The sequence below is a fragment of the Gelidimonas diazotrophica genome (assembly GCF_055694025.1).
On sequence record NZ_CM146349.1, the window covers coordinates 3,517,380 to 3,534,909 of the forward strand.

General features: G+C 59.0%; 14 protein-coding genes and 1 pseudogene. 7 read left to right on the forward strand and 8 right to left on the reverse strand.

From position 1 onward, the window contains the following. Positions 1-30: 30 nt before the first annotated feature. The gene (ygiD, locus tag KGFNPO_RS16335; protein ID WP_472632283.1) at positions 31-837 is read right to left on the reverse strand and encodes a 4,5-DOPA-extradiol-dioxygenase; all 807 of its coding nucleotides are present in this window, start codon (positions 835-837) and stop codon (positions 31-33) included. A 178-nt stretch (positions 838-1,015) separates the two neighbouring features. Continuing rightward, positions 1,016-1,627 carry a glutathione transferase GstA gene (gene gstA / locus KGFNPO_RS16340; protein WP_472632284.1) on the reverse strand — a complete coding sequence of 204 codons (612 nt, stop codon included), beginning with the start codon at positions 1,625-1,627 and terminating at the stop codon, positions 1,016-1,018. A 392-nt stretch (positions 1,628-2,019) separates the two neighbouring features. On the opposite strand from gstA, the gene KGFNPO_RS16345 reads away from it, so the two are divergent. After that, on the forward strand, positions 2,020-3,132 hold the full coding sequence (locus KGFNPO_RS16345) for a lipid A deacylase LpxR family protein (RefSeq protein WP_472632285.1): 1,113 nt from the start codon (positions 2,020-2,022) through the stop codon (positions 3,130-3,132). Positions 3,133-3,400: 268 nt separating this feature from the next. Here KGFNPO_RS16345 and KGFNPO_RS16350 read toward each other — a convergent pair. Then, positions 3,401-4,753, reverse strand: a pseudogene (locus KGFNPO_RS16350) (3-hydroxybutyrate oligomer hydrolase family protein); the annotation flags it as partial. A 236-nt stretch (positions 4,754-4,989) separates the two neighbouring features. Between KGFNPO_RS16350 and KGFNPO_RS16355 the strand changes: the two are divergent. The 3 genes from KGFNPO_RS16355 (at position 4,990) to KGFNPO_RS16365 (ending at position 7,344) form a co-directional block, all read left to right on the forward strand. Beyond that, entirely contained in the window at positions 4,990-6,507 is a 1,518-nt protein-coding gene (locus KGFNPO_RS16355; protein WP_472632286.1) for a B12-binding domain-containing radical SAM protein, read from the forward strand. Between the two features lie 241 nt (positions 6,508-6,748). Further along, a complete protein-coding gene (locus KGFNPO_RS16360; RefSeq protein WP_472632287.1) occupies positions 6,749-6,952 on the forward strand; it encodes a hypothetical protein in 204 nt (67 codons plus the stop codon). A gap of 137 nt (positions 6,953-7,089) precedes the next feature. Then, positions 7,090-7,344 (forward strand): hypothetical protein, encoded by a 255-nt coding sequence (locus tag KGFNPO_RS16365; protein WP_472632288.1) that lies wholly within the window; start codon positions 7,090-7,092, stop codon positions 7,342-7,344. Between the two features lie 407 nt (positions 7,345-7,751). Here KGFNPO_RS16365 and gcvA read toward each other — a convergent pair whose 3' ends face one another. Further along, positions 7,752-8,654, reverse strand: a complete 903-nt coding sequence (gene gcvA, locus KGFNPO_RS16370) for a transcriptional regulator GcvA (protein ID WP_472632289.1) — start codon at positions 8,652-8,654, stop codon at positions 7,752-7,754. A 113-nt stretch (positions 8,655-8,767) separates the two neighbouring features. Between gcvA and KGFNPO_RS16375 the strand changes: the two genes are divergently transcribed. Then, positions 8,768-9,133 carry a DUF2917 domain-containing protein gene (locus KGFNPO_RS16375; protein ID WP_472632290.1) on the forward strand — a complete coding sequence of 122 codons (366 nt, stop codon included), beginning with the start codon at positions 8,768-8,770 and terminating at the stop codon, positions 9,131-9,133. 303 nt (positions 9,134-9,436) lie between these two features. Here KGFNPO_RS16375 and KGFNPO_RS16380 read toward each other — a convergent pair whose 3' ends face one another. Beyond that, entirely contained in the window at positions 9,437-9,871 is a 435-nt protein-coding gene (locus tag KGFNPO_RS16380) for a hypothetical protein (RefSeq protein WP_472632291.1), read from the reverse strand. Between the two features lie 177 nt (positions 9,872-10,048). Here KGFNPO_RS16380 and KGFNPO_RS16385 point away from each other — a divergent pair, with 177 nt between their 5' ends. Next, positions 10,049-10,939, forward strand: coding sequence for a DUF6502 family protein (locus KGFNPO_RS16385; RefSeq protein ID WP_472632292.1), 891 nt, complete (start codon positions 10,049-10,051; stop codon positions 10,937-10,939). Next, the gene (locus KGFNPO_RS16390; protein WP_472632293.1) at positions 10,936-12,351 is read left to right on the forward strand and encodes a DUF5666 domain-containing protein; all 1,416 of its coding nucleotides are present in this window, start codon (positions 10,936-10,938) and stop codon (positions 12,349-12,351) included. Before KGFNPO_RS16385 ends, KGFNPO_RS16390 begins: the two co-directional genes overlap by 4 nt. 77 nt (positions 12,352-12,428) lie before the next feature. Here the strand turns inward: KGFNPO_RS16390 and KGFNPO_RS16395 are convergent, their stop codons facing one another. The 3 genes from KGFNPO_RS16395 to KGFNPO_RS16405 form a co-directional block, all read right to left on the reverse strand. Further along, positions 12,429-12,557, reverse strand: coding sequence for a hypothetical protein (locus KGFNPO_RS16395; RefSeq protein WP_472632294.1), 129 nt, complete (start codon positions 12,555-12,557; stop codon positions 12,429-12,431). 27 nt (positions 12,558-12,584) lie between these two features. Next, positions 12,585-13,808: an MFS transporter gene (locus KGFNPO_RS16400; protein WP_472632295.1), complete on the reverse strand. Its 1,224-nt coding sequence runs from the start codon at positions 13,806-13,808 to the stop codon at positions 12,585-12,587. A 1,002-nt stretch (positions 13,809-14,810) separates the two neighbouring features. Continuing rightward, positions 14,811-17,456: a DNA topoisomerase III gene (locus KGFNPO_RS16405; RefSeq protein ID WP_472632296.1), complete on the reverse strand. Its 2,646-nt coding sequence runs from the start codon at positions 17,454-17,456 to the stop codon at positions 14,811-14,813. Positions 17,457-17,530: the final 74 nt, after the last annotated feature.

Below are 17,530 nucleotides of genomic sequence, written 5' to 3' on the forward strand. Positions count from 1 at the left end.
GCCTGGCTGGTGAAATCTGGCCAAAACCGGTTAAAGATTCACGCTCTGCGCGGGCAGTCCGAACCCCACCGACAGCATGCCGATCGAGCCCAGTTCGATCTGATCGTTAAATAGCGTGATGGTTTCATCCGGCTGCTTGCTGCCGACGATGTACAGCAAGGGCAAAAAATGTTCCGGCGTCGGCACGGCCAGCCGGGCATCCGAATTTGCTGTCATGGCGGCGCACAGTTGCACGCGATCATCGGCCAGCAGGCAATCGTGCATGCTGCGGTTGAAACGTTGCGCCCAGTCGAAGGCCGGCGTGGTGCCATCCCAGGTTATGGTGCGCAAGTTGTGCACCAGATTGCCGCTGCCGATGATCAAGACGCCTTCGTCGCGCAACGCCGCCAGGCGACGGCCCAGATCGAGGTGGAACGCCGCATCCTGCGTCAGGTCGAGGCTGAGCTGCACCACCGGCACGTCCGCCGCCGGATACATCTTGCACAACACCGACCAGCTGCCGTGATCCAGACCCCAGGACTGATCCATCTGGACCGGCGTCGGCGCCAGCAACGCGCGCACCCGCGCCGCCAGCGCCGGGTCGCCGGCAGCCGGGTATGTGATATCGAATAATGCCTGCGGGAAACCGCCGAAATCGTGAATCGTCGGCGGCGTCGCCATCGCCGTCACCGCGCTGCCGGACGTGGTCCAGTGGGCCGATATCGCCAATATCGCCTTCGGGCGCGGGATCTGTTGCCCCAGCCGCTGCCAGCTTTGGGTGAACTGATTGTCCTGCAGCGCATTCATCGGGCTGCCGTGGCCGATAAAGAGTGCCGGCATCCGTTGTGACTGGTTCATGGCGGGGCTTTCCTGGTTGTTGTTATTGTGTAGGAGGTACGCAAACAGTGCGGTTCTGTAGGTGCGAATTTATTCGCATTAGTTCGCTTGGGATAGTTAAGATAGTTAACAGTGCGAATAAATTCGCACCTACAAAAAACCGCTTCAGTTTAGAAGTCTGTATGGCGCAATTAACCTATTAATCCTGAATCAAGCCTTCGGCCAGCATCGCAGCACGCACCGCCGGACGCGCCGCGACGCGCGCCTGGTAGGCCGCAATAGCCGGCCAGCGGGCCATGTCGAGTTGCAGCATGCCGGCCCAGTTCAGCACCGTAAACAGATAAGCATCGGCCACCGTGAATTGCGCGCCCAGCAGATAATCGGCGCTTTCCAGCTGCCGCGCCACGATGCCGAAGCGTACTGCCAGCGCGTCGCGCGCCATTTGCTTGCTCTGCTCCGGCACCTCGGGGTTGAACAGCGGGCTGAAACCCTTGTGCAGTTCGCTCGCAATGAAATTCAGCCATTCCATCAGGCGGTAGCGCGCCATGCTGCCGGCTGCCGGCGCCAGCTGTTTTTCCGGCACCAGGTCGGCGATGTATTGCACCACGGCCGGGCCTTCGGTGAGGATCTGGCCGTTGTCCAGTTGCAGCGCCGGCACCGAACCCTTCGGATTGACGGCCTTGTAATCTTGCCCGCTGGCAGTAGTTTTCTTGCTCAAGCTGACCTTTTCAGTCTCGAACGCAAGGCCGGCTTCGCACAGCACGATATGGGGAGAAAGGGAACAGGCGCCAGGGGATAAATACAGTTTCATCAGAGCATTCTTTCGTAAATGTGGAACAACAGACACAGGACAATGCTGCATTCGGCAAAGCCTTGCCGCTGCTGCGGATGGTAGCGCATTGTCCACGAAAGACCTGCAAGGCACGAAAAAAGGCGGCAACGGGGTGCGTACAGGGATGCGCAGAAACCGCTGTCCAGGCTGGAATGAGATCCGGACGTATTTCCATACTAATTTAAGTATATTTAAAAGCACCAATAAACATATGCGGCGAATGCCATGAAAATGTTGATACACCCTATTTTTACCAAGCGCATGGTGTTGTGACGGCGGTTCGTGGCTGGCGTGGACAGTGTGCAACATCAGTTAACCGTTATCATGCGGGCTTGAAGCATTTACCTTCCGGCGATCAGATCATGCGCGTTATGTCCCATTTCACCTTTTGCCGCTTGCGCTGTGCCAGTGCGCTGGCGCTGGCGCTGGCGCTGACCGCAGTGCCCGGCCTGGCTCAGATCAGCAACGAAACCCTGATGGAGCAGGTATGCGGCAGCCCGACGCCGGACGTGGCAGCACTGGCGCAACACCCGGAAATCATCAATTTTTACCTGGAAAACGACTTGGTTGCCGGCTCCGACAACAATTACACCAGTGGCGTCAAGGTGTCATGGGTGTCGGCCAACCTGAAAGACTATATTAACGACCCGTGCCTGCCGAGCTGGGTGCGGGCGCTGAACCGGGCGTTTGAATCGGTCCATCCGGGCCAATACGCTTCGCGCAACATGGTGGTTACCGCCGGCCAGGCGATGTACACGCCACGCAACAAAAAAGCCACCGGCATCGTCGCCGATGATCGCCCGTACGCCGGCTGGCTGTATCTGGGATTGGGCTACAACGCCCGCAATGCGCGTCAGATGGATACCGTCGAAGTCAACCTCGGCATGATCGGCCCGGCCTCGCTGGCCGAGCAATCGCAGGATTTCATCCACAGCCTGCGCGGCATCGAGCGCTTCAACGGCTGGGGCAATCAGTTGCACAATGAACTGGGGCTGCAGATCGTGGCCGAGCGCAAAAACAAGATCTGGATCAGCGCCAATAAGTCTGGCCCGAAATTCGATGCGATCAGCCATTACGGCGTCAGCCTGGGCAACGTCGCCACCTACGCCAACGCCGGGCTGGAACTGCGCGCCGGCAGCCGGTTGCCGGACGATTTCGGCACCGCGCCGATCCGCCCCGCCAGCGACAGCAATGCGCCGCTGGCCGAAGGCGCAGCATCGCGCCGGTTGGCCGACAACGCGCTACACGTGTTCGTCGCGCTGGATGCGCGCGCAGTGGCGCGGGATATTTTTCTCGACGGCAATACTTTTGGCGACAGCCATAGTGTGGCCAAGAAAAATCTGGTAGGCGATGTATCGGCCGGGCTGGCCTGGCACTGGCCAGGCGGCAAGGTGACCTATGCGTATTACATGCGCAGCAAGGAATACCAGACCCAGAGCAAAGCGCCCCGCTACGGTTCGATCACCCTGAGCCTGGAATATTGAGTTTTACTCCATTAAAAATACACGGCAATGTATTTTTACATAGCGAGCAAAAGCTATGCGGTAAAGCATGTGTTTTTTCATATACCCCACTTAAATTATCGATGTTGGTAATTATTCAACCCACCATGGGAGAAGCCCAAACTGAAGCAAGTTTTTTGTAGGAGCGCACCAGGGCGCGAAAGCAGTCGCCAGACTGCAGCCGTTAATCGCGCCCGGGTGCGCTCCTACAAAATCGTACCATTTCGCTCTTAATTGCCTTGCCCGCTGAATAGTTACCGATGTACGTCATCGCGATTGCAGGGGTGGCAAATGCATACATCGCCGCCTGCAAATCCCGGCTTTCCGGCTGCCAGCCGGCGGTGACCAATGCCGCCATCGCATTCGCAGCCAACTCGGCGGTGTTGCTGCCGCTGATCAGGCCGTTCGCCTGCAGCGCGGTGCAGCGGTTCGCCGCCAGTGTCGCATTGACGGTATTGAACACGCTGCTGGTGGTCGACAATGCGGCGCACGGTTGCAGCAGATTGGCAAGGCTGAAATAGTCATACAGCGGCTTGCCGGTGCCAACCATGCTGGTGGCGCCGCGCTTGACCGTCAGACGGTTATCCGCCAGCAATTGGACGTGCGGCTCGCTCACTGCGACGCCGCTGATCAAGCCCTTGGTATCCTGTTCGGCCGCCGCCAGCGCAGCGCCGGCGCCATTCGAGATGCTGGACGCGATGACGATAGTGTTGCCCGGTTTGAATTTGGCCAGGTGCGTGACGCCATCCCTGGCCAACTCGCCGTATTTCTGGTTCAACACGTAATACGCGAACTCAACCGATTGCAAAGTCCACTGGCCCCAGTCTTTTTCCGGATTTTGTTGCGAGTGCGCATGCTTGACGGCAAACCGGTTCGGCGTTGCAGCATTGAAGGCCGCCAGTTCCGCCGGCGTCAGCTTGGCGCTAAAGTTCGAATTCTTGCCGGCCGCCGTGGCGTCGGCGCGCACGCCGTTTTGCAGATTGACCGTATTGTTTTGCAGATCATGGATGCCATTGCCGGTGCCCTTGTCGGTATACGCCACCGCGCAACCGTGCTTCAAGCCCCATTCGCCGGAGGAACCGATAGCGCCATACACGCCGCGCGAGCCGCTCGAAGCGCCGGTGATGATGCAGGGGCTGGCCGGATTAAACGAGGCCGGCAGCTGCACCATCATGGTCACGTTCTGGCTGCCGCTGCCGTCATCCGAGTAGGCAATGTGTTCGGTGCCGGCAATCTTGCCTTCGCCCAGCGTGTCTTTGCCGGCAATGTCGATGTTGGGGCCGTACAGGCGGCCGTAGCCGCCATTGGCGGAGATATCCAGCACCGCGCGGTAATTGTTCCAGATCGCTATTTTGCGCAACTCGGCCGCGCTTGGCTGCAGCGGATTGGCCGCCGTCGGCGACACCGCGCCGAGGCCGGTTTTGCCTAGCCCGCCAGTCAGCAAATCATCGCTGGCGCCGTCATAAGTAATGACAGACACCGCACCCAGATATACCGGCTTGGCATTCAAATCCTCTGCCCGGTCGCCGCCACAGGCTGCCAGCGACACCACTGCTGCCGCGACTGCGATTGTCATTGCCTTGCGCTGCATTGTTTGATTCATCATGTCATCCTCCCAAACTACGTTATAAGTATTGTGATTAACGATTGCTTGATTCGATTGCTTGATTCACTACAATTAAACAGTCAGTACACTGCAACCGGCGCCCACGCGGCATGCGCCGGTTGCACTCAGCATGACTAGAGACTTGCAATTCGGCAACACATCAATCAGCATCGCTTGCGAAAACGCATTACAGCACGCGTAAAATGTCCTTTTAACCGAAGACGCCACCCGCAATGACCATCATTCTGTCCACGCTAAACGCCCGTTACGCACACGCCTCACTGGGCTTGCGCTACCTGCTTGCCAACATGGGCGATTTGCAGCAGCAAACCCGGCTGCAAGAATTCATCATCGGCGCCAAGACCACCGATATCGTCGAGAAGCTGCTGGCGCAGAATCCGCGCATCATCGGTTTCGGCGTGTACATCTGGAATGTCGAGGAAACCACCAAGGTGGTGGCGATGCTCAAGCAGGTGGCGCCGCAGATCGTGATCGTGCTGGGCGGACCGGAAGTCTCGCACGAGTCGCAGCAGCAGGCGATCGTGCAGGCGGCCGATTATCTGATCACCGGCTGGGGCGACGTCAGCTTTGCCAAACTGTGCCGCGGCATTCTGGCCGGACCAAAACCGATCATGAAAATCCACGCCGGGCTGCAACCGCCGCTGGATGAAATTACGCTGCCGTATGCGCTGTATTCGGAGCAGGACATCAAGCACCGCATCCTGTACGTGGAAGCGTCGCGCGGCTGTCCGTTCAAGTGCGAATTCTGTCTGTCCTCGCTGGACAAGACCGCGTGGCCGTTCGACCTCGACCGCTTTCTGGGCGAGCTGGAAGCGCTGCATGCGCGCGGCGCGCGGCTATTCAAGTTCGTCGATCGCACCTTCAATCTGAACATCAAGACCAGCCTGAGGATCATGCAGTTCTTCCTCGACAAAATCGCAGCCGATCCGCTCGACCCGGTGTTCGCCCACTTCGAACTGGTGCCGGATCATTTGCCGGATGCGCTGAAAGCCGGCATCGTGCAATTTCCGCCCGGCGCGCTGCAGTTCGAGATCGGCATCCAAAGCTTCAACCCCGAAGTGCAAACGCTGGTCAGCCGCCGCCAGGACAACCAGAAAGCCGCCGACAACATCCGCTGGCTGGTCGAACATTCGCACGCCCACATGCACGTCGATTTGATCGCCGGCCTGCCGGGCGAAGACATGGCCAGCTTCGCTACCGGCTTCGATAAGTTGTATGCGCTCAAACCGCACGAAATTCAGTTCGGCATCCTGAAACGCCTGCGCGGCACGCCGATCATCCGCCATACCGAAACCTTCAAATTGGTGTTCGACGCCCAGCCGCCCTACACCATCCTGGCCACCGACCAGGTCGACTTTGCCACCATGCAACGGCTGGTGCGCTTTGCCCGTTACTGGGACTTGGTCGCCAATTCCGGCCGCTTCGCCCACACGCTGCCGCTGATCCTGGAACAAAGCCCGTTTGCCCGCTTCATGGCGTTATCAGACTGGATCTACGCCAAGACCGACGCCACCCACCGCATCGCGCTGGAACGGCTGGCCGCGCTGGTGTCAGAGTGGCTGCAAACCCAGGGCATCGAGGCGGCCGTTGCAGACCAGGTGCTGGCCAGCGATTACGCCGGACAGGCCAACCAGCTGCACATCAAATCCAAGGCGTCCCAGCAAAAAAAGGTGGCCAATAGCGCTGAACACGTTGCGCCGCAAAGGCAGGCGCGGCATCTGGCAGCCTGAGACCGAGCGACAACTTAAGTCCTCACTGAAACTTTCTAAACATATTTTTAGATGATTCTTTGACTTTCATCAAACAAATTCATCGAAGGATGGATAAACAACTGACTTTGCCTATCCTATACAAACACTGTCAGCCATTAAAGGAGGCGCGGAGGCGAAGATTTGGAGTGTTATCGTCATTGATGAATCTGTCTTCGGCGGGTTATTTTTTAATTTTTTAATTTTTCACTAAGGAATTAACATGAACTCGAACCAAAAAAGCGGTCAAGACCATAAACGAAGTAGCAGCTCCGACAAAAAGAGCCCAGGCTCCGGCAGCGGTTCTTCCAAGTCGCCGGGCGGCGCACACGAGCAGCACGCTGACGCGGGCCATCAAAGCCACAAAAAAGATAGCAGTAGTTCCGGTGGCAAGCAATCAGGTTCTGGTGGTTCTGGCAGCAAGTAGTCCGGAGTGGAACACGCGACCGCTGAAGGTTGGCTAAAGGTTGGCTCCAGGCCCCTGAAAGCGCTGGCATCGGCGGCGATCAGCAGCGCCGATGCCGGCGCTGCTGATCGCTGGATTGGACGAAAAGGTGACAGTTCATGGCTAACGAAACCGGGGACCACACGGTCAACACCGCTGCCTCGATCAAGAACGACGGTGTAACGCGGCTGCCGCACGAGCGCGACGAAGCGCCTGACGCGCAACCCACCACGCCGCGCGAAAGCATGAAGCAAGCCGCCAAAGATTTGGCCGACGGGCTGGTCGACACGGACCTGCATGGCATTCGCGGCGTGGAAAAGGTGGTGCAAGCGGACGACAAGGCTAAAACTACACGCGGCCCCAAACCTGCGTGACAGTTTGAAGCGCCTCCTTAGGTATTCACCGATGTCACGCACTTGTCTACGAAAGACACGAACAGGACACACGACACACGACACAAAGAATTTCAAAAAATAAGGAGTATCGTAATTTTTATGATATTTTCCGCATATATTTATTGCGCGTATGAAATATACATCGGCCACTATAGGAAGTTCGCCGAACCCTCGCTTGAATTTTTGAAGCTGTTCCTGCGCACTCCATTCCCCCCTTTTTTCGTGCCTTTCGTGTCTTTCGTGGACAATGTTTTTCATGTCTTGCATGCACCTTGCGCAACATCATTTATTCAGAATAGTTATCGAATTTTACGAACGCATGCTACGAACAGCAGCCCCGTAGTGGGTGCCGAGCGCTGCGAAGCCCAACATCCGCCGACCGTACATCAGACCGGCTCCTGTGCCTTGATTTCCTCCCATAGCCAGGCCCGGAAGCGCTGGACTTTACCGGTTTGCGCCAGCGCCGGCGGGCACACCAGGTAATACTCGACCGGGCTCGGTATGCTGAGCGAAAACAGCCGCACCAGCGCACCCCGCTGCAAGTCGTCGGCCACCATGGTTTGACGCGCCAGCGCAATCCCCTGCCCCTCCTTGGCGGCCTGCAATAGCGAGTGCGAATCGCTGTAAGTGACGCCGCGCGGTTCGGCCGCATCCACTCCCGCCGCCACGAACCACGGCATCCAGGGCTCTCCGGTCGAATTGAGCAAGTGCAGGCTCGGCAATTCGCTGGGTTTTTCAGGTAAATGACCCTGGTTGAAAGCGGGCGCGCAAACTGGGAAATAAATATCTCCGAACAAGCGTTCGCACCACAGGTCCGGCCAGTTCCCGTTGCCCATGCGCAAACCGACATCGACCGCTTCGCGCGAGAAATCGACCAGATGGCTGGCGGTCTGAACCACCAGTTGAATGTCGGGATTCTGTTCGATGAAGCGTCCCAGGCGCGGCACCAGCCAGCGCGCCGCAAAAGATGGCAGCACACTGATCGTCAATTGGCCGGCATTGGCGCGACGGCTGATGTCTTGCGCCGCGGTGGCGATATCGAGCCAGGCCGCGCGCACCCGTTCGGCCAGCATCCGCCCTTCCGGCGTCAGCGCCAGGCCGCGGCCGACGCGGGTAAATAGTTGCACTCCCAGCGACGCTTCCAGCGCCCGCACCTGATGGCCAACCGCGCCGTGGGTCAGGTGCAGTTCCAGGGCGGCGCGGCTGAAACTGTTGTGCCGCGCGGCGCTTTCGAACGCACGCAGGGCTGACAACGCGGGCATTCTCGGTAAGGCTTCTGCAACATTCATACGATAATTTTATTATCAGGTTGGCGAAAAGGTATCACTGGAAATCGTCAGCATCACGCACTACTATGACATTATGCCAGCGGAAAATGGCATCACACCCAAGGAGCACGATGATGGATCGCCACGACGACATGATAAGCAGATTCTCCATACAACGACTGGAAATGCGCGCCGGTGCAGTCACCAAGCTGCGGCTGGCGGCGGGAGACTGCCTGACCAACCGGCAAGGCAAACTGTGGATCACCCGCAGCAACGATAGCCACGATTACTGGCTGCTGCCCGGAGCCGGCCTGTCCTTCCCGCACGCCGGCGTGCTGTTGCTGGAAGCCTGCGGCGACAGCGCACTAACGATCGAATCGCGCCAGCCGGCCAAATCCAGTACGCGCTGGCTGAGTAAGGTGCTCCGCGCTGTCCTACGCGCTGCGCCAGAGCCGAGATGCAGGCCGGATTCACTGCGCTGCGCACCGCATGCACCATGAATTGCGGGGTGCGGCTGCAAGTTGATCAGTCGGCAGCGGACTTGCAGTAAGACATTGCGCGTCTGAGCGAATTAGGGAACGAGGGGCTGGGAACGGGCAGCGCTAATGGAACCATGGCGCGAGCCGGCACACGAAGTGGCAGCAAGAACGGCCGGTACCTGGCTGGCCGATTACATAAACTATTTACACCCTCGGCTGGCCAGGCAACGTATTACCAGATGACTGCGTAGCGGGGCTGAAGCCAAGGGCGTTACATCCACCCCGGTGCATCGGAGGCTTGGCGGCTGAGAGCCGCCAAGCCTGTTAGCGCACTGCGTCATCGGCCCCACTCACATGCCCGGCAGCGTCATCCGCGCCTTGACCATGGCGGGTATGGTCCGCCCCGTCATCGGCACCACTCACGTGTCCGGCAGCATCATCCGCACCTTGGCCACGGCGGGTATGGCCCGCCCCGTCATCGGCGCCACTCACGTGTCCGGCTGCATCATGCGCGCCTTGACCACGGGCGTGACCCGCCCCGTCATTAGAACTGCGGCCGCTGTCACCACTGCTACCCGATCGACCGCTGTCGCCACCACCGCTACTGCCTCTGCCACTACCACTACCGCTACCGCCGTTACCGCCGCCACTGCCACCACTACCACCGCCACTACCGCCGCGGGCCAATACGGGCGTAGCCACCATGCTAACAACGAGGGCGGCGATCAAGGCTAGCGAGGTTTTTCTGAAGTTCAACATGACATTTCTCCTAAAGGTTAAAAAGTTATCACTCCGTGTGGTGCGTCTAAAACGTGTAACTATTTCCCACGTTTGATTGCAGTATATGTGGGAAATATTTCCCCAGCAAGGAGAATGTGTAAATATTTCCCACGTTTTGTGCTAAAGTCAAATTCATAAATTACCAGGATTTCACTAATGCAAAACCCAGACACGCACACTGCCACGCCGTCGCCAGCATTGGTGCTGGCCGTGCGACGGGTTTTGCGGCCGCTGGTCGGGCTGATGCTAGCGCGTGGCGTGACTTTCCCCTACCTCACAGAACTGCTCAAAACCCTGTTTGTCGAGGTGGCCGACAAGGAATTCCGCATCGACGCCAAGCCGTCGACCGACAGCCGGGTCAGCTTGGTCACGGGCGTGCACCGCAAGGACGTGAGTCGCCTGCGGCAGAATCTGCATTCGAGCGCCGAGACCGTGCCGTCGGTGGTTTCGCTGGGTGCGCAGCTGGTGGCGGTGTGGCTGGGATCGCCCCGCTACCACAATGACGACGGCAGTCCCAGGCCGCTGCCGCGTTTTGTCAGTGAAGGCGGCGAACTGTCGTTCGAGGGCCTGGTCACCAGCGTCAATAGCGACATCCGCTCGCGCGTGGTGCTGGACGAGTGGCTACGTCTGGGCGTGGTGCACTTTGACGAGGAACGCCGCGTGTGCCTCAAAGCCGATGCCTTTGTGCCGGCCGAGGGCTTCGATGAAAAAGCCTTCTATCTAGGCCACAACCTGCACGACCATGCCGCTGCAGCCGCCCATAACCTGATGGGCGGCCAGCCGCCGTTTCTGGAGCGCAGCGTGCATTACGACGCGCTCAGTTCCGGCTCGATCCAGTTGCTGTCCAGGCAGTCCGAAGAGTTCGGCATGAAGGCATTGCTAGCCCTCAATAAGAGCGCGCTAGCCGCCGAGCAAAAGGACGCAGACGACGCCACGCCGCGCCAGCGCATGACCTTTGGCATCTATTTTTATTCCGAACCCAGCGATGCCGGCTCCGGCGCGCTCCCGGACCGGGCCGGGACGACGCCCGCAGGAGAGTCTGCATGATCCGGTTGATCAATATTCCTATAGCCCGCGCGGCCGGCAGCCTGTTGCTGCATCTGTTGCTGTATATGGCGCTGGGCCTTCACGCGCAGGCACAGAACCTATGCGCTACCCAAGCCTCACCGATCAATCCGGCGGCGTTCGCGTCATCGGGCGTGGGTGGCGTGGGCGGCACCGGAGCAACAGTGACCGAGTTGGCCAACCCATCCAAGGGTGCGGCGTTAGCCAGGGACGGCACCGGAGGAATCGGCGGCACGGGCGTGGTGGCCGGGCGGCCCGGACTTGGCGGCACCGGCGTCAGCGAAGGCGGCATTGGCGGCACCGGCATCGTCGGCATCATCACTGGCTTTGCCAGCATTTGCGTCAACGGGGTTGAAGTGTATTTCGACGCCAGCACGCCGGTGTCGGACAACGGGCAGCCGAGCTCGGCGCGGCAGTTGGCGGTGGGGCAGGTGGTCGCAGTACGGGCCGCAGGCGTCGGTGCGGAGGTTTCGGCGCGCAACATTGTTTTGATCCATGCCGCGGTCGGGCCAATGGACGCGCTTAACGCCAAAACCGGCGAGTTCCGGATTCTGGGCCAGACCGCCTGGGCTGATGACCCGGGCGAACTTTCCGGGCTGAAGACGGGGGATTGGGTCCGGGTCAGCGGGCACCGCCTGGTGCAGGGCGATATCGCCGCCTCGCGCATCGAACCGATACCCCCGCAGACGCAGGTGCAGCTGAATGGCACCGTGAGCCAGATCGACGCCGACACCTTCACGGTGTACGGCACCCGCATCCGGCTCCACGCGCCGCCACTACCCGCAGAACTTGCGCTGGGCCGGGAAGTCTTGGTGAGCGGGGCATGGGACGGCACTACCCTGCAGGCGCAGCACATACAAGTCGAGCCCACGCGGGATGGCTTAGGGCCAGTGGGCCGGGTCGTGATCGAGGGCTACGTCCATGCGCTGGGCGGGCGCGAACTCAACCTCGGCCTCGGACCGCTGACCCTGAGCCCCGACCTGCAGATCGTGGGGGGCAGCGCGGCACAACTCACCATCAACCAGCACGTTCAGGTTAGCGGCCGGGTCGGCACCGACCAGCGCGTGACGGTGGAACGCCTTGAATTTCGCAACGACCGTTCAGGATCGGACGGTCGCAGCAGATCGGGATCGCATCTGGGCAAAGGCGCGTCGGACGGCTCCGAGTCGTCCGATCATTCCGGTCCTTCAGGCAGTTCAGGGGCGTCGGATAATTCAGGCTCTTCTGGCTCTTCTGGCAGTTCTGGCTCTTCTGGCAGTTCTGGTAGGTCAGGTAGCTCCGGTAGTTCTGGAGACTCGGGCGGCTCCGGTAGCTCCGGCGGCTCAGGTAGCTCCGGCGGCTCGGGCGGCTCGGGCAGGTCTGGTGGCTCGGGGCATGGCGGCCGCGGCAAGTGACCGGCGGTACGGTGGCCGGGCTACAGGCTCAGGACCTCATGGGTTTCCTGTAGTTTCAAGCCCGTAAGCCGCGCACCTTAAAAGCACAAATAAATCCGGTTCGCCAGATCCAGCACGAAGCCGGGTTGCAAGTAAGCGCCGAAGATCAGCGCCAGCAATGCTGCGCCGGCGATACCAAACAAAATGCGTTGGAGGCTTTGTTTCATTTGCGGGTTTTATCGAATTGCATCAAATTACGCCATTGCCGGCTGCGACCGCGCGATGGCTTTTTCGTTGATCGGCAGATTGATCAGCGCCGCGAACAGGCCCAGCGCGATGGTGATCATCCAGACCGTATCGTAATTTCCCTGTTTGGTGAACAGGAAACCGCCCAGCCATACACCCAGGAAACTGCCGATCTGGTGCGACAAAAAGACGAAGCCGGACAGCATCGACAAGTAGCGCACCCCGAAGATCCCGGCAATCACGCCATTGGTCAGCGGCACGGTGGACAGCCACAGGAAGCCGATCGCGCTGGCGAACAGATACACCGAGACGGGCGATAGCGGGGCCAGCAGGAACAGGCCGATGACGATGGCGCGCGTGAGATAAATCCCCGACAGCAGATAGCGCTTCGGATATTTTCCACCCAGCTTGCCGGCCGCAAAAGAGCCGAAAATATTGAACAGACCGATCAGGGCCAGCGCGATCACCCCGACATTGGGGTCGAGCATGCCTTTGTCTTTCAGGTAGGCCGGCATGTGCACGCCGATGAACACCAACTGGAAGCCGCACACGAAATAACCGGACACCAGGTACAAAAAGGGCCGGTAACCGAACGCTTCGCGGGTCGCTTCCAGGACGCTTTGCTGGGGTTCGCTGGAGTGGGCCAGCGCCGGCTCGCGCAGGCGCAACGCCATCGGAATCATGACCAGCAGCACCAGCGCGGCCAGCACATAGAATGCATTTTGCCAGCCGGCGTGCAAGATCATTTGCTGCTCGACCGGCATCATCATGAATTGCCCCAGCGAACTGGCTGCGCCCGAAATGCCGAACGCCATCGAGCGTTTTTCAGCCGGCGCGATGCGCGCGATAATGCCGCTGACTGCGCCAAATCCGGTGCAGGCCAGCCCGCCCCCGATCAAGATTCCGGCGCCCAGGACGAACAGCGTCGGCTCGCTCACCAACGCCATCCACAGCAAGCCCGCCGCGTACAGCAAGGCACCGACGATGACCACCCGCATGGTGCCGTAACGGTCGGCCGCCATCCCGGCGAACGGCCCGAATACGCCCCACATCAGATTTTGCAGCGCCATCGCCAGCGAATAAGTCTCACGGGTCCAGCCTTGCGCCTGCGAAATCGGCTGCAGCCAGAAGCCGAAGCCATGCCGCACCCCCATCGCGATGGTCAGGATCAGGCCGGTGGCTATCAGAATGGTTTTTAGTTCGGGGGCGCGGGAAGCGCGGTCATGTTGCATGGCGTTAATCGTTTGGCAAAAAAAGCAGTGTAGCGCAAAGTGCCGCACAGGCGCACGCGCCCTAGCCAAACCAAGAGCCGGCGAACAGTATTATCCCGACGCCTTCTGCCCGATCAGATCAAAATATCCCGCTTATGCGCCGCACCTAAGCCGGCCACCCGCATTCAAAAAACAGCCATGGCATCAATCACACTACCTAAAGTCCGTCAACGCCCATACATATCAGAGTTGCGCTCCATGCCGCTAGTCGTCATCGGGGCTGGCGGCGACATCGATGATGATGATGGCGACATTGATGATGATGACGACATTGAACCGCAAGCGGTGACCATCAATGCGCACAGCACAACCGTAATCCATTTAGTATTTTTCATGGCGATTTTTCCTTAGAAGGGTTACGTCCGAAGCAAGCTCCATTCATTAATCTTTAATAGGCGCATTAATAGGCGGATGCATGCGTAGTTTGGAGCGCGTCGGCTGTCAAACGTTCGGCTGGAAAATCGGCTGGACCCTTGGTCTTTGATCTGCGTCAAACATGCGAATCATACGAATCATATGAATCGTGTGGGCAATTGGATTTTCCGGCACAAAACCAACACACGGCCGCCATGCGTCCGCTCCGAGCAGCTTGCAGGATGACATTGAAATCGAATCGGAGCACCGAATCCGCGGCGGCAGAACGCCGCCGCAAGGATTTTGCAAAATTAGAATAATGTGTTGGTATTATTTTTTACGCAGGAGATATATGCGGGAAACATGGCATTTTATGCCATACACCCCACATATCAGCGAAGAAAGCAATTATTCAGTTCGCAGCGTGGAATGGTTTTCTCCTCCCCTTTCAAGGGAGAGGCCGGGTGGGGGATGGGCTTGTTGTGCTGCAGAAAACCCATCCCCTCCCTAACCCTCCCCTTGAAGGGGAGGGAATATCCAGCGTAACTGCGTGCTTCACCATAGTGGGCTGAATAATTACCGCAGAAGAAGATCTGCGCGTAATGTGCTTCAGGCAGTTTTTTTGGCTGCCGTCTTGCGTACTGCGGGTTTAGCAGCCGGTTTTTTGGCAGCGACTTTCTTGGCGACTGCTTTTTTGGCCGCCGGCTTTACTGCTGCGCCCGTCTGCGCATCTGCATCCGCGTCTGTATCCGCTGCTGCCACCTTGCCTTTGGCTGGTGCTTTCGGCTTGCGCTCTTCAAACTCGAAGCTGACCTTGCCATCCTTGCCCTTGACCAGAAAAGCCTTGAACGGACGGCGGGTGCGCTGCGAGACGAAGCCCGGCAACAGATCGGTCTTGCCTTCATTCAATAGCTTGACCATCTGTTCCGGCAAAATTTCTTGCTGCAAGATGATGCGGCCGCTGCGGAAATCGCAAGCTTTCGGCTTGGCTACGGTTTTTTCGCAAACGTAACCCAGGCCCAATTCGTACACGCCGCTGCCGCATTTCGGGCAAGCGCCGAGTGCAGTCTGGCCGGTGAAATCGACCCCTTCGCCATCTTCAGATTCATCGTTCTGACCGAAGTCGAATTCCATTTTTTGATTCTTGTGCTCTTCGTCGGCGACGATGCGCAGGATGGCGGCAAACGGGCGGCCCATCTTGGAGCGGAAACCTTGCAGCGGGCCGATAGTGCGATTGGTCAACAATTCCTCGACCTCGGCCACCTCGAACTGGCGGCTGCCGGGAGTTTTGGAGATCGAGAATTCGCACTTGGTGCAGGCGAAACGGCGGTAATTTTCCTTCACCACCGCGCCGCAATGCGGGCACGGCGTGGTCAGCGTCGCGTAATTGCCGGGTATCGTGTCGTTGTCGTATTCCTTGGCGCGCTTGACGATGATTTGCGTCATCTGGGCAATTTCGCGCATGAATTCTTCGCGGCTGATGTTGCCTTTTTCGATCTGCGACAGCTTGTATTCCCACTCGCCGGTCAATTCCGGCGAAGTCAATTCAGACACGCCAAGGCCGCGCAGCAGCGTCATCAACTGGAACGCCTTGGCGGTCGGAATGATTTCGCGTCCTTCACGCAAAAAGTATTTTTCGCTCAGCAAACCTTCGATGATGGCGGCGCGCGTGGCTGGCGTGCCCAGGCCCTTGCCTGCCATCGCTTCACGCAAACCTTCATCGTCGAGCAGCTTGCCGGCACCTTCCATCGCCGACAGCAGCGTGGCTTCCGTGTAGCGCGCAGGCGGTTTGGTGACCAGGCCGTTGGCGGTGATCTTGTCGGTCAAGACTTTTTCACCCTTGGCTACCGGCACCAGATTGCCGGAATTCTCGCTATCTTTTTCCGCTATTTCCTTGCCGTAAATCGCCAGCCAGCCGGGGTTGGTCATGACCTTGCCTTCGGTCTTGAACTGGTGGCCGGACACTTCGGTGAAACGGGTCGTGACCTGGAATTCGGCCGCCGGGAAGAACACCGCCATGAAGCGCTTGGTCACCAGGTCGTACAGCTTCTGTTCCGGCTCCGACAGATTTTTCGGTGCTTGCGGAGTCGGGATGATCGCAAAGTGATCCGAAATCTTGCTGTTGTCGAAAATCCGCTTGTTCGGCTTGACCCAGCCTTTGTTCAGGATTTGCGCGGCAAACTGCTGATAATTATTGTTCTCCGATACGGTTTCCAGCGTTTGCTTGACGGTGTCGAGGTAATCTTCCGGCAAGTGGCGCGAATCGGTCCGCGGATACGTCAGCACCTTGTGCTTTTCATACAGCGCTTGCGCCAGGCCCAGCGTGTTCTTGGCCGAAAAGCCGAAGCGCGAGTTGGCTTCGCGCTGCAGGCTGGTGAGGTCGAACAATCCTGGCGCCATTGAGGTGGTCGGCTTTGATTCTTCGCTGACATTGCCTTGCCTGCCGCGACAGGCGGCGACGATGGATTCGGCGGCGGCTTTGCTCCACAGCCGTTCCGCGCGCTTTTCAGGGTCGATTTCGTCTTTTTTGTGCTTGGTATCGAGCCAGCGGCCTTCGTAAATCCCGGCCGCGCAGACGAATTCGGCGCGCACTTCCCAGAAATCACGCGGCACGAATTGTTTGATTTTCTCTTCGCGCTCGACCACGATCGACAGCGTCGGGGTTTGCACCCGGCCCACGGTGGTCAGGTAAAAGCCGCCTTCCTTCGAATTGAAGGCGGTCATCGCGCGGGTGCCGTTGATGCCGATCAGCCAGTCGGCTTCGGAGCGGCAGCGCGCGGCGTCGGCCAGCGGCAGCATTTCGGCGTCGCTGCGCAGGTGCGTGAAGCCGTCGCGGATCGCGCCCGGCGTCATCGATTGCAGCCACAGGCGCTGGATCGGCTGCTTGGCTTTGGTATGTTGCGCGATCAGGCGGAAAATCAGCTCGCCTTCGCGTCCGGCATCGCAGGCGTTGATCAGTGCGGTGACATCCTTGCGCTTGATCAGCTTGCTCAATACTTTCAATCGCGATTCGGTCTTGGCGATCGGGTTCAGCGCAAAATACGGCGGAATCATCGGCAAATGGGCGAAACTCCATTTGCCGCGCTTGACGTCGTGCTCTTCCGGCACCGCGATTTCAAGCAAGTGGCCGACCGCGGAGGACAACACGTACTGGTCGGATTCGAAGTACTCATCGTGCTTGGTGAAGCCGCCGATCGTCTTCGCGATATCGTTCGCGACCGAGGGCTTCTCGGCGATGATGAGGGTTTTGGTCATAGGTACATTCTCTAATGGGGTACAGATGGGCGCATTTGCAAAAGTGCCAAATGGCAAAACGGCAAAGCCGCCAC